This is a genomic window from Paenibacillus sp. Soil750, assembly GCF_001428045.1.
In the GTDB taxonomy this organism is placed as follows: Bacteria; Bacillota; Bacilli; order Paenibacillales; family NBRC-103111; genus Paenibacillus_E; species Paenibacillus_E allorhizoplanae.
The window spans coordinates 1-11,561 of record NZ_LMSD01000006.1; the positions used below are offsets into that span (position 1 = coordinate 1).

The 11,561-nt window shown below is 42.8% G+C and carries 11 protein-coding genes; 6 read left to right on the plus strand and 5 right to left on the minus strand.

All coding sequences use genetic code 11. The features are described from left to right. The first annotated feature begins 866 nt into the window (after positions 1-866). Positions 867-1,739: an alpha/beta hydrolase gene (locus tag ASL11_RS07375; RefSeq protein ID WP_082595315.1), complete on the plus strand. Its 873-nt coding sequence runs from the start codon at positions 867-869 to the stop codon at positions 1,737-1,739. A gap of 33 nt (positions 1,740-1,772) precedes the next feature. Continuing rightward, on the plus strand, positions 1,773-1,943 hold the full coding sequence (locus tag ASL11_RS36345) for a hypothetical protein (RefSeq protein WP_157256846.1): 171 nt from the start codon (positions 1,773-1,775) through the stop codon (positions 1,941-1,943). Positions 1,944-2,439: 496 nt separating this feature from the next. Here the strand turns inward: ASL11_RS36345 and ASL11_RS07380 are convergent, their stop codons facing one another. Then, positions 2,440-3,312 carry an AraC family transcriptional regulator gene (locus ASL11_RS07380; protein ID WP_056611840.1) on the minus strand — a complete coding sequence of 291 codons (873 nt, stop codon included), beginning with the start codon at positions 3,310-3,312 and terminating at the stop codon, positions 2,440-2,442. A 174-nt stretch (positions 3,313-3,486) separates the two neighbouring features. Here ASL11_RS07380 and ASL11_RS07385 point away from each other — a divergent pair, with 174 nt between their 5' ends. From ASL11_RS07385 to ASL11_RS07400, 4 genes are all read left to right on the plus strand, one after another. Then, complete coding sequence (locus ASL11_RS07385; RefSeq protein WP_056611843.1) at positions 3,487-3,918, plus strand: GNAT family N-acetyltransferase; 432 nt, start codon at positions 3,487-3,489, stop codon at positions 3,916-3,918. A 42-nt stretch (positions 3,919-3,960) separates the two neighbouring features. Next, positions 3,961-4,428 carry a GNAT family N-acetyltransferase gene (locus ASL11_RS07390; protein WP_056611847.1) on the plus strand — a complete coding sequence of 156 codons (468 nt, stop codon included), beginning with the start codon at positions 3,961-3,963 and terminating at the stop codon, positions 4,426-4,428. A gap of 65 nt (positions 4,429-4,493) precedes the next feature. Continuing rightward, positions 4,494-5,168 (plus strand): response regulator transcription factor, encoded by a 675-nt coding sequence (locus ASL11_RS07395; RefSeq protein ID WP_056611850.1) that lies wholly within the window; start codon positions 4,494-4,496, stop codon positions 5,166-5,168. Beyond that, positions 5,165-6,163 carry a sensor histidine kinase gene (locus ASL11_RS07400; protein ID WP_056611853.1) on the plus strand — a complete coding sequence of 333 codons (999 nt, stop codon included), beginning with the start codon at positions 5,165-5,167 and terminating at the stop codon, positions 6,161-6,163. Before ASL11_RS07395 ends, ASL11_RS07400 begins: the two co-directional genes overlap by 4 nt. Positions 6,164-6,169: 6 nt before the next feature. On the opposite strand, the gene ASL11_RS07405 is transcribed toward ASL11_RS07400, so the two are convergent. From ASL11_RS07405 to ASL11_RS07425, 4 genes are all read right to left on the minus strand, one after another. After that, positions 6,170-8,128, minus strand: a complete 1,959-nt coding sequence (locus ASL11_RS07405) for an FtsX-like permease family protein (protein WP_056611856.1) — start codon at positions 8,126-8,128, stop codon at positions 6,170-6,172. Further along, entirely contained in the window at positions 8,125-8,871 is a 747-nt protein-coding gene (locus tag ASL11_RS07410; RefSeq protein WP_056611859.1) for an ABC transporter ATP-binding protein, read from the minus strand. Before ASL11_RS07410 ends, ASL11_RS07405 begins: the two co-directional genes overlap by 4 nt. Before the next feature lie 121 nt (positions 8,872-8,992). Continuing rightward, positions 8,993-10,093, minus strand: a complete 1,101-nt coding sequence (locus ASL11_RS07415; protein WP_056611863.1) for a GerAB/ArcD/ProY family transporter — start codon at positions 10,091-10,093, stop codon at positions 8,993-8,995. A gap of 262 nt (positions 10,094-10,355) precedes the next feature. After that, the gene (locus ASL11_RS07425; protein WP_056611869.1) at positions 10,356-11,543 is read right to left on the minus strand and encodes a Ger(x)C family spore germination protein; all 1,188 of its coding nucleotides are present in this window, start codon (positions 11,541-11,543) and stop codon (positions 10,356-10,358) included. Between the last annotated feature and the right edge of the window lie 18 nt (positions 11,544-11,561).

Below are 11,561 nucleotides of genomic sequence, written 5' to 3' on the forward strand. Positions count from 1 at the left end.
GAATAGCACAATTGGTTACATGTCACCTGAGCAATTTGAGCAGCTATACTACCAGCAAGTCGCATAACTTAGTGACGTCCACTTTCTTGACAGAAGAGCATTCATACAGCTAATTTGGCGGAAAATCACGCTTTCGAGCAAATAGATGGATTTCCTGTAGCTAAGTTCTGCTGGAATTTGAGGATTTCACTGATATCACCAGAAATAGATGTAGGAAATCCAGTTAAACAGGAAAATCGGGGGATTCCACAGAAATTAGCTGGAGTTTTTACAGTTAATCCGCTGCTGGGAGCGGGGAGCGGCACCAAACAAACTAGTTGAAACCCCTCACTCCCACCATCACATCGATCCACTCACCACATGCACTACCACGCCAAACAAGCTACTTGAAGCCCCTCACACATGCACGCCCGCCACCTTTCCCCCCTCGTCGCATGTTGACTCTGATTGGATTAACTGGATTTCCTACAGTTAATTTGGCGGAAAATCGCGCCTTCGAGCAAATAGCTGGATTTCCTGTAGCTAATTTGAGGCGAAGTCGCGGATTTCACTGATATCGCCAGAAATAGATGTAGGAAATCCAGTTAAACATCCAAATCGAGAGACTTCACAGATATTAGCTGGAGTTTATACAGTTACTCCGTCGCAGGGAGGGAGCTATCCACCCCTAATTCGCTTCGATGACCTGAACATTCTCCATTCCAATATGTGGATATCGTTCATGGTCGATGTGTTTACATTCTCCTATAATCAATGATGAGAATCATTATCAACACATGTTCCCGTAAACAATCCATCGATCCGTAAACACACGAGATCCGGCCTGATCGTTGAACCTAAAACGAGAGGAGAAGAGAGGAAACCCAATGACCCGTTTATCCCATTCATCCATCGAGACCACTATGCCTTCGAGGGAAGTTGTCCGTCAGTCTTTTACATTACCGAACACAGAGCAGTATCTTCTTCACAGCACTACAAGAGAGCAACCCTATCAAATTTACGTATTTAAGCCTTCGCAGGAGGCGCCGCCTGAAGGATTTTCAGTCATCTATTTGCTGGATGCAAATGCGCTTTTTGCCACGATGGTTGAAGCGATGCGTGTACAATCGCGCGTTCCCGAGAAGACGGGGGTCTACCCGGCAGTCGTTGTTGGTATCGGCTATCCGACGGAGGAGCCGTTCGATTCTTCGCGGTTTTATGATTTTACGATGCCGACGCCGAAAGAAGTGCTTGATGCTCTACCTGTACGCAACAAAGATGCTGTAAGACCACAAGTCGGCGGGGCCGACGCTTTTCGGGCCTTTATCGAAATTGAGCTCAAACCACGCATTGAACGTAATTATTCGATTAATACGAAGCAGCAAGCGGTCTTTGGGCATTCGCTAGGTGGACTTTTCGTGTTGCAAACCTTGTTCACGCAGCCGCACACTTTTCAAACCTATATTGCAGGCAGTCCATCGGTTCACTGGAATAAAGCGATGCTACGCGAGCAGGAGGACCAGTATACTTCTAATCTACAGCAGGGGCAAATTCATCATAAGCTGCTCATCACCATCGGTGAGCTTGAGAAGAATCACCCGAGCAATATGAGCGAGAATGCCAAGGAGTTGTATGAGCGCTTAGCCCTCTTGCCAAATGAGAAGTTAGATGCTCATTTCTATGAGTTTGAAGGCGAAGGACATGTTTCTGTGCTTCCGGCACTGGTAAGTCGTGCTGTTCGCTTCCTGAGAAGGGGGTAAGTGAGCCGATGAGTCCTAACGAATTTAAAGGCTGTGCTGCCCCGATCGGAAGGAGCGAACGAGCTTCAAACGCTGCCTGAACGCGCAGGACGCCTGCCGGCACAGCTCAAACAACCAGGGCAGAGCCTGCCGATGTTAGTGGGGGCTGTACCTTTTGACCCTATGCAGCCCGCGATTGATCTGATCAATGGTCAAAGTGTCTAGCTGATGGCCTCTCTCCATGCCGGCACCCCGCGTCTGACTCATTGGCCTCTGCCAATCGTGATGTAATCTAACCCCAAAAGCTCCTAGTTCCTGCAATTGTGCAGGAATCCAGGAGCTTTTCTATATGCTACTGTAGAGATCATCCAAGTCACCTTGACCGGTAACGGGGAATGAGGCCAAGGTTGTCAGGTTAGTAGGTGACAATAATGGGGATACACCCCTCCTAGCCTTGCTAACGGACACCAACGACGTTATTTGCTTGGATTCAGAGGTTTCGAAAATCTAACGGACACATACGCCGCTATTTACCAAATATCAGATATATTTGGAGTGTCTAATATAACGGCATTCATGTCCGTTAGGTGATGGAAAGCAACTACTAGTGATCGAGAAGAATTCCTGCGTGGGAGTGAGGCTGGGTTGTGGTTGGGGTTCCTAAGCCCAGGGGGAATCCCTGGGGAGAGAGGCAACCCTCAGGTTCTGGCCATTACTCCCACTACATCCTCTTCACCGGTACCCATATTTCACTTCTAAACGTAGGCGAAGTTGTATCCTTATCTGCGTTCCACAGCATTTCTGGTCCGGCGACTTGTTCATAGCCAGAAGAAGGGAACCATTCGGAGTAGATGCGTCCCCATACATTTTGCAACGTTTCGGGGAACGGTCCGATGGCTTCGAATACCGCCCATGTCGAGGCAGATACGTCGAGTCGTGTGAAATTATCGGGACACGGATTCGTTGTAGCAACGCCAATATAGTGGTCAAGCTCTCCTTTTTCTTCCATTCGGCCTTCGGAGAAGTTGGTAGAGGCACTCACCAGACCAATGGGCTCGACATTGGAGAGTTGTTTAAGGGTGTTAATTAAGTCCATGTTCAAGCTTTGCCACATCGCGGCAATTTCAGGATTAACGCCGTTAAAGATAATGGGCACTCGTTTGTGAATACCAACAATATGAAAAGCTTCTTTTTCCTCAATTCGATAATTCATTTCATTTCCCCCTTGAATGGTGATTTGGAAAGTCATAGACGGATAGGCTTTCAATGATTGCCCATTCAATCTAGCTTCTGACGGTGTAATGCCATGTAAATGTTGAAAAGATCGCGTGAATGAATCCGGTGAGTTATACCCGTATTTGATGGCAATATCTATGACTTTGATGTTGCTGTCTCTTAGCTCAAAAGCGGCAAGACTTAGCCGTCTACGGCGGATATACTCGGATAACGGAATGCCCGCGAGAAAGGAAAACATGCGCTTGAAATGATATTCGGAGCATAAGGCTATACGAGCTACTTCACTCGTGTCGATCGTGTCCGTCAGGTTATCTTCGATATACTTGAGCGCACTGTTCATGTTTTTAAGCAAATCCATGGTTCTGACCTCCTATATTCATAGAATAGCAGTAATCGCAGATGGTTATCCGACATTTCGTGCACAAATTTGCAGGACATTTCGAGCAAGTGAAATGAGGATAACAGATAGGCAATGGAATGTAGTATTATAGATGGAAATCAATGAACCCAGTTAAGTAGAGGAGCAGATACGATGGAGATTACGTGGAATCAATTTGTTATCAGTGATAATAAAGAACGGCTAGATGTAGATGTTATCAAAGGTTTTCTTTCACGAAGCTATTGGGCGAATAAACGACCGGAAGAAAGGACGCTGCGCGCGATCGAGAACTCGGTATGCTATGGCGTATATGAAGGGCGCAAACAAGTGGGCTTCGCTAGAGTCATAACGGACAACGCGACGATGTTTTATTTATGCGATGTATTTATTGATGAAGACTACAGGGGCATGGGGATCGGCAAGAAACTAGTGGAAAGCTTGATCTCCTGTGATGATTATAAAGACCTCGTAGGCTTGTTGGGTACGAAGGATGCGCACGAGTTGTATAAGCAGTATGATTTTGAGCACGATTCGGAGCGATATATGCGACGTATGCCTGATTATGTCAGGAAACATGGCTCGTAACTAGGATTGATAAATATTCTCTATAAAAGGAGTCGATCAACGATGAACCTACCCATCAGAGAAGCTACTATTGATGAATCCCAACTCATTTACCAGGTCATGATCGAATCATTCAAAGAATACGACGGCAAGCTCAATCCACCTTCAGGTGCACTAAAGGAAACGGTGGATCACACAATCCATACATTTAACATCGGTGGTGGAGCAGCACTCGCATGCGAGGGAGTTAAAGTGGTCGGGTCAGCAAGGTATAAACCCGTCGACGATTATTTGTATATTGGCAGGGTGTCGGTACTACCTGATTATCGGGGAAAGGGTATCTGCAAAGCACTGTTAGCTTTCGTGGAAAATAAAGCACGAGATCAGGGGATTATGGAAACTCGGGTTGAGGTACGACTATCCATCCCAGAGAATATTCGGATGTACGAACGGTTACATTATGAAGTCATCGAGCACAAGTTTTATCCAGAACGGACAGATAGTTGGTATGTCATGCGCAAAAAGCTCTAAGGTTAATGTTCGCTAAGTTTATGCTAAAATAAGGTGGATCGTATTTTAGAATAATGAGGGATTGCATGTACCGAATTATGATGGTTGAGGACGATGAGAAAATTAGACGGATTGTCGCGGATACGTTACAAAAGTGGCAGTACGATGTAGTGGAAGTAACTCAATTTGATCAGGTTCTAAAGGATTTTCAGCAATCAGATCCGCATCTCATCCTATTAGATATTAATCTTCCCGTGTTTGATGGATACTACTGGTGTCAACAAATACGCGCGGTTTCCAAGGTGCCGATCATCTTCTTGTCATCCAGAAATCAGAATATGGATATCATTATGGCGATTAATATGGGTGGGGATGATTTTATTCAGAAGCCCTTTGATTTGGATATCCTAGTCGCCAAAGTCAGTGCGCTGATTCGCCGGAAGTATACCTATCAGGAAGATGAGAGCGCCAAATTCACTCATAAGGGCCTGAAATTACATGTAACCAATTCCACGATTGAATATAAAGGACAAGTGTCCGAGTTAAGCCGGAATGAATTCATTCTTTTACAGTTGATCATGCGCAATATCGGGAAAATTGTTTCGCGCGAGGACATGATGCAGGTCTTATGGAATGAAGAGCAGTTCGTCGATGATAACACGCTGACTGTGAACGTGAACCGGATGCGTAGGAAAATCGCTGCACTTGGACTGGAGGACTACATTGTCACTAGGAAAGGAATGGGGTATTTGATCGAATGACTTTCCTACGCTATCTCGCCTACGAAAAGTCTTATTTGTATCTCTATCTGGCGGGGTTCCTAATCCCAGCTGTTGTATTTTATACCTATAGCCATGGTGGTGATTGGGTATGGGGGACCTTCTTCTATGCCTTCGCCTTATCCTCGATTATGTTACTGGGATTTCTATTATTTCGGTACCAGCAACATGTACGCGTGATTCGACGAATGAAGAGCGAGGATTATGACAGTTTATCCCTGGAAGGGGAGTTCGCCCAACAGCACATCGAGGAGCTCAAAAAGCAGCATATCCACGAAATGAATCAAGTTCAGGAGAGGCAGCATGAGCATTATGATTTTATCGTTTCTTGGTTCCATGAGATAAAAACACCGATTGCGGTTCTTCGTTTACTTCAGCAAACGGATATGGACGCGAATAGTTTGAGAGAAGAGATCGCGAAGATTGAGAATTACGTTGATCAAGCACTCTATTATGCCAAATTAGATAGCTTTAATCAGGATTATGCGATTCAAAATTGTGATGTTATCCAGATTTCGAAAGAGATTGTGAAGTCACATTCGAAAACCTTTTTCTCCAAAAAAATTCGCATTGGCCTACAAGCAGAAACGCTTGTCGTTCAAAGTGATCCGAAATGGCTGCAGTTTATTATCAATCAGCTTTTGACGAATAGTTTGAAATATACAGAGCTTGGCGGGGAAATTACGATTTCCGTATTCGAAACGCCGCAAGAGAAACAGTTGCTGATTCGGGACAGTGGAATAGGTATTAGCCCCAAGGACCTTCCGCGAATCTTTAATCGCGGCTTTACTGGAGAAACAGGACGAACGTATACCAAATCGACCGGGATGGGTTTATATTTGGCTCAGCAATTATCGAATAAACTTGGCCATTATATTGACTGCACATCGGAGGCCGCTGTATATACGCAATTTATCGTTCATTTTCCGAATGACAACGATCCTTATTTCATGAGACAAAAAACACACAATGAGTAAAATAACTCATCGTGTGTTTTTTTCGTTGATAATTTTGTAGTAAATAGATGTTGATGACACGTAAAAGATGATATAGGTTAGCACGTATAGTCCCATGACAGAAAAAATAATCGTTGTTAAGGCATGAGAATCTTTTACAATCAGGATGACCGTGTAGTATAAAAGATACCAACTGTGCAGCAATCCAAGTAAGAGTGGCGGTAAAAAGACGAACAGCAATTGTTTCCGAATGATCTGCTTCATTTCTCTATCGTCTACACCCATTTTCCTTAAAATCGCGTAGTGTTCTCTCTCTTCTGTAGCTTCACGCAGCTGTTTAAAGTAAATGACACTGGCTAAAGCAAACAACGCAATGGCTGCAAAAAAAGCGACAGAGAACAGTATTAAAGAAGACGACTCAATATCGATGGAATACATATCGATAAAGGCTGAATAATAGGATCCTTCTGACTGCATAACGATATCGTATATTTGTCGTGATACGTTATTGGATGTTTTCGGATCTTCGATTTTATAAATTTCATAGGAAGATAGCGTGCGATTTTCTTTGAGATACTCAAAAGCCTCGTCAGCAATAACGAGTACCGAAGGCTGATGTTCGGAACCTCCACTAGCATCTGTAGGGATACTTAACAACGGGAATCGTATTCTTTCGACTACATGAAATGTATGATCTTTTAAGACGGTCATTTCAGGTAGCGGACTTTGATATGTGATTGGTGTATCTAGTCCTCTTGTTAAAACAATAGCTTCATCGCCTTGTACATCTACTTTTTCACCAACGCCACGTAAATCAACAATCGCATTGAGCTGCTCTTCTGGGAAAATGTAAAATTCCTCTGTGTAATAGTTGGGATAGTCAAGAAACGATTTGCGATTTGCGATTTTTTCCGTTTGAATGCCAGTAATTGTTTTATGAGCAATGATGGGATGGGACTCATTCATTATTTGTTCAATTTGTTTTTGAGTTCTGTTATCTTGGGATGAAAAGATAATATCGTTCGGGTATTCTTTTCTTACTACATCGGCTTTAACTGCGTAATCTACAGCAATAAATCCAACTCCAAAGATGATAACAGCACTAATCAGTGAGTTAAACGTAAAGTTTACTGTATTCCCTCGAATAGAAAAACGAAGGGAGGAAATCCACAACATTTTGTTGCCATGCAAGTAATTTTGACTTTGACTCATTTTTTGTAAAATCCAACCGGAAAACTGGCGGAAAAATAGATACGTTCCGACGATTAATGCCACTGTTGTAGCCAGTAAGGTTTCTTTAAAATAATCCTTCCATATGTTTGAACTTCCACCCATGGTAATCGTGTAATAGGAGGCAACAATGAATAGGATGGACAATATGGCCAAAGGCATAGAAAACTTAAGCGGCTTGTCCATTTTTTCTTTTGCGTGAAACAATTCAACGATCTGCATTCGACGGACGTTCAAATAACTTTGAACCGTGATAATGCAAATTAATAAAGCGAATAACAAAATCGTTGAGACGACGGCTTCAAGTGGAAAAGCAAAAGAAATGTCTTCTTTGTAGTGCATTAAGTTCATTAATATCTTACCGAAAAATTTCGATAGTAATCCACCGATGAATATACCACTGGTTACAGAAATGGCGCTTAGAAATAACGTTTCGTAAAAGACCATTGCGGCAACTTGTCTTTCTTTCATCCCGTAAAGGATATACATACCGAATTCTTTTTTTCGCTGTTTCATAAAAAAAGAGTTGGCGTACAAAATAAAAAACACGATAAACGCAAAGACGATCATGGAGGCAATAAAAATGATTGTTTTGTAGTTTTCTTTATTTTGAATGGCTGTAACGACGTCCTCGTTAAACATTAAACCAGAAAAGGTAAAGTATATGATAACACCGACAAGCATGGAAATGAAATATATGGCATACAAACGGAAGTTCCGCTTCATATTCCTCCATGATAAATCAAACAAACTCATCGCCGGTCGCCCCCTATGGCACTTTGAATCGTCAGGATTCGGTCGAAGAATTCCTTCTCAGTTTGTTCGCCTTTGAACATTTCATTGACGATTTTGCCATCACGGAGAAAAATAACGCGCTGACAATAGCTAGCAGCATACGGATCGTGGGTGATCATCAGAACGGTAGTCTTAAAGGTATGATTGAGTGATTGAATTTGTTCTAACAGCTGGGTAGCAGATCGGGAATCAAGCGCCCCCGTCGGCTCATCGGCAAACACAATCGCTGGGTTCGTAATGATGGCACGTGCGGCAGCCGTGCGCTGCTTTTGGCCACCTGAAATTTCAGATGGATACTGATGTAAGATCGATTCAATATTTAACGCTTCAATTAATGTCGCTAATCGCTGCTCCATTTCCGCCACAGGTGTTTTTTGCAACGAGAGCGGCAGCAGAATATTTTCTTTCACCGTTAGGGTATCCAGTAAGTTGTAATCTTGAAAAAGGAATCCCATTCGTTTTTGACGGAATTGTCGGAGATCTTTCTTTTTCAAATCTAACAGCGATTTCCCCTCGATCCAGACCTCCCCACCAGTAAAGGCGTCGATCGTGGAGAGCATATTCATTAATGTCGTTTTACCTGAGCCAGATGGCCCCATAATCGCGGTGAATTCTCCTTGTTCAATCGTTAAATCAATATTTGTTAAGATTTGTGTTTTGCCATATGATTTGGATAAATTTTTGGTTTGAATAATTGTAGACATGGTTTCGCCCTCCTTCTTCATCTTACTATACCGAGTAAGGGACTCTTTAACCATCGATATACCAGGATCTAAAGTGACGTTTTTGTCATGTTGCAGGAAGAAACGACAACCATCCCTCCATTCATTTGTCCAATCTGCTTCCTGGTCTAAAATAAGATACGATCAACAAACTTAAAGGCAGAAACAGCCCCATAGTTAGGGCAAATGGCGGCCATATATTGGAAGCAAAATCTCGAAAATAGATGATGTTAGGGTAAACGAGGAAGGAAAGCGCAAATAGCATAAGCGCACTTGGCACGATGAAAGGACGATAGGTACGCAAGCCCAAGATCTGCTGCAGTCCAACCAGTGAGCTATAGAAGCAAATGACGAGTTTGAAATAGATGGTGACAAACCAAATGATGGCAACCAATACTTCGATGCGTTGGATGAATCCGCCGACGTGGATTTTTTTAGCTAATGTGTAACTGGGAAAAGTATGGCGTGAAGTGAAGTCCCAACCAAGTACGACGATACATAAAGCGGTTATGGAAAAAATGATTAGGCCACCCATAAAGCCTGCTTGAATAAACCCTTTGCCTTTCTTCAAATTGGTGTGAATAGCAGGGTAGATCATCAGAAAGACGACCATTTCCAGATAGGGAATAGAAAGAACTGACAAGCTTCCGTGAATTATAGCTTTGGTACTAGCTTCAAGTATAGGTGGTAAGCGTTCAATCTTAATCTGTGGAATCAGAAAGCCAACCAGAACACCAATACACAACAAAACCCAAGGTAGGAAAATCTCCCCAGCGCGAGCAATCACTTCTAAGCCCAACCCAGCCCCCAGCATAATAATCAGCAAGAATGTAAAGTGAATAACTTGAATAGGTGTCTCTGGCATGATAATGGTTGTAATAAAGTCACCGACATTACGAAGAACCAATGAAGCGATGATAAGAATAAAGAGATAGAAGATGGTGCTTATGCATTTCCCTAACCATTTTCCGAGGATCAATTCGCTATAAGCCATTAAAGAGTGACTCGGATACCGATTACTTAGCGCAACATAGAGGCATATCGTCGCTCCACCCATAGCGATACCTAGAGCGGCAGACAACCACCCGTCTTGATGGGCAAAAGCCGTAAGGACAGATGGGACGATAATGATCGTACTTCCCAAGCTGAATAGCAAAACTAATATTTTAAATTGACGCAGGTTGATTTTCTCGTTATTAAACATCACTAACTCCTTTGACTTGCAGCTACGTGAGTAAGGTTGTGATCATTTTCCCCATGGGTCTGAATAAGTAAGAGATCACATCTAATGGATTGATCAGCGGTAACTTTAAACTTATAGCTATACTCAATAGGGCGGAAATACTGAGAGATAGCGTGAAAAACCAGAATTCTCTGTGCTGTTGCTTTGCTCTTAAATGAGAGATCTGAACCTTCAGTGTCCAAAGTGAGACAAAAACAATAATAAGACTCCAAATCATACCTATTCACTCCATTTGTTCAATAAAAGATTCAACAACTGAGCCTGTACGGCGGATTCTGGATTGCACAGTCACTTGAACAGGAAGATCAACAAAAGCTTGATCCCAGTTATCTTTTATTAGATTCCATTGCTTATAATTGGCACGATGAATGGCGGCTCCGAATCCGAAAATATCTGACTTGTAAGACTTTGCTTTGGCCACAGCGTCTAGGATTGTCTGCTTAATTTCTTCATTTAATTGTTCTTCGATGGCTTGTATCGTATAGGTGGAATTTAAGTTCAATCTACAGGCTACCTCTCCGATATTCGCCTCGACTCGAACATTGACAAAGGCTTGAGGTTGTTGATCTACAAATCTTGCTTTGATTTTGGACCTTGTACTAATCAATTCTATGGACATTTTGCCACCTGCTTGACACGGAAGCGCAACAACCGTACTTTGAAGGTTACCTAGGGCATAATTGTAGCCTTTGCTTTCTCTGTCTGTTAACCATCCAACAAACTGATCTTGATGGAAAACACCTAGGCTCTTAAACTCCAATGTTGCGGGAGGAAGAACAGAATTTAAATTTTCGCGGGACTTCGCTTTTGTCACGTCCCCTTTAATATGAACACTAGAAAGCACGGGATCTTTACCTGGATCCACGAGATCGTAAATAAGTTGATGCAAGTCAACATTTGTGGTAACTCCCCAATTTTTCTCGGATGAGATGAGAGAAGAATAGAGCTTGTTAGCAGGAATTTTCTCCAGTGGAGTCAACACTTGCAAGATATCATTGGCTGTAGCATTTCTAGCTAATAAGATATTGAAGTCTGAGCGCAGTTCGTGATCTCTTGATAAAATATCCAGCACCTTGGAGATACCCTCTTCAGCCAGTTCTTCTCCTAGGATAAGTATACGTAGATGGGAAGAGAGAATCTTACGTGGTGAGCTCGTTGTCAACTTGCGAAATGACTCGAAAATCGTACTCCCACTGCTAATCTGGAGTGTCACAACGGGCTGTCGCTGGCCAACACCTTTCGATGACGTGATTTCATCGGAGTTGAGTAGTTGGACGGAAATATTATAATGATCCCCTTGTTTATCGATGCCAATAGCTGTTGCTAAGGAAATCTGATCAAGCTCCTTACGGTTCCAACAACCCGTTAAGATCATCAGGAGGAGGATAATAAGTACAGCTCGTTTCATCATGGGTATAGATCACCTTCC

Excerpts from the sequence above, each read along its gene's own strand:
- ASL11_RS07405 (WP_056611856.1), bottom strand. The coding sequence starts at position 8,128 with ATGAGTTTGTTTGATTTATCATGGAGGAATATGAAGCGGAACTTCCGT.
- ASL11_RS07385 (WP_056611843.1), top strand. The coding sequence starts at position 3,487 with ATGGAGATTACGTGGAATCAATTTGTTATCAGTGATAATAAAGAACGG.
- ASL11_RS07375 (WP_082595315.1), top strand. The coding sequence starts at position 867 with ATGACCCGTTTATCCCATTCATCCATCGAGACCACTATGCCTTCGAGG.
- ASL11_RS07390 (WP_056611847.1), top strand. The coding sequence starts at position 3,961 with ATGAACCTACCCATCAGAGAAGCTACTATTGATGAATCCCAACTCATT.
- ASL11_RS07380 (WP_056611840.1), bottom strand. The coding sequence starts at position 3,312 with ATGGATTTGCTTAAAAACATGAACAGTGCGCTCAAGTATATCGAAGAT.
- ASL11_RS07400 (WP_056611853.1), top strand. The coding sequence starts at position 5,165 with ATGACTTTCCTACGCTATCTCGCCTACGAAAAGTCTTATTTGTATCTC.
- ASL11_RS07410 (WP_056611859.1), bottom strand. The coding sequence starts at position 8,871 with ATGTCTACAATTATTCAAACCAAAAATTTATCCAAATCATATGGCAAA.
- ASL11_RS07415 (WP_056611863.1), bottom strand. The coding sequence starts at position 10,093 with ATGTTTAATAACGAGAAAATCAACCTGCGTCAATTTAAAATATTAGTT.
- ASL11_RS07425 (WP_056611869.1), bottom strand. The coding sequence starts at position 11,543 with ATGATGAAACGAGCTGTACTTATTATCCTCCTCCTGATGATCTTAACG.
- ASL11_RS07395 (WP_056611850.1), top strand. The coding sequence starts at position 4,494 with ATGTACCGAATTATGATGGTTGAGGACGATGAGAAAATTAGACGGATT.